Raw genomic sequence first — 447 nt, 5'->3', positions numbered from 1 at the left:
GTCAAATACACCGATAGGAGAAGAGGCCGACTGCATCAGGGAGCCCATGGTTGGACAAAAGGCTGGATTGTAGGAAATGAGCGTATGTCTGTAGCGTGTGCACCGGGGGCGCTGCGCTGGGACAAGACCATGGATTTTGACCATGAGTCCGGTGCTGTGCCGCCACATACGTCGCTGCAGAGCACAAGAGAAACCGGAGGGATCAGCGCGCGGGTGCTTTGGCCTTGCCGTTGCCACTGGGCGTTGCTTCTGCAACTTTCGGGTGCGACAGCAGGTAGTAGCGTTTGACCACGGCCTTTTGACCCTCTTGGCCCCCGGCGACCAGCTCGCTGCCGATGCTCACCAGCACGCCGGTGGCCTGGTTGAGTTGCGCGGCAAACGCGCACAGATACCAGGCAGCCTCTTCGCTCGCCAACTGCGCGGTATCGGTCTGCAGGATGTCGATGC

The 447-nt window shown here is 60.6% G+C and carries 1 protein-coding gene; it reads right to left on the bottom strand.

What is annotated here, in order from left to right:
* Positions 1–202: 202 nt before the first annotated feature.
* A partial coding sequence (locus tag GPA27_RS28430; RefSeq protein ID WP_169143741.1) for a hypothetical protein occupies positions 203–447 on the bottom strand: 245 nt, incomplete at its 5' end.

This window comes from Aromatoleum toluolicum (assembly GCF_012911005.2).
Classification (GTDB): Bacteria; Pseudomonadota; Gammaproteobacteria; order Burkholderiales; family Rhodocyclaceae; genus Aromatoleum; species Aromatoleum toluolicum.
Note: the sequence above shows the minus strand (reverse complement) of the source record. Positions and strands in the feature narration are given on the sequence as shown.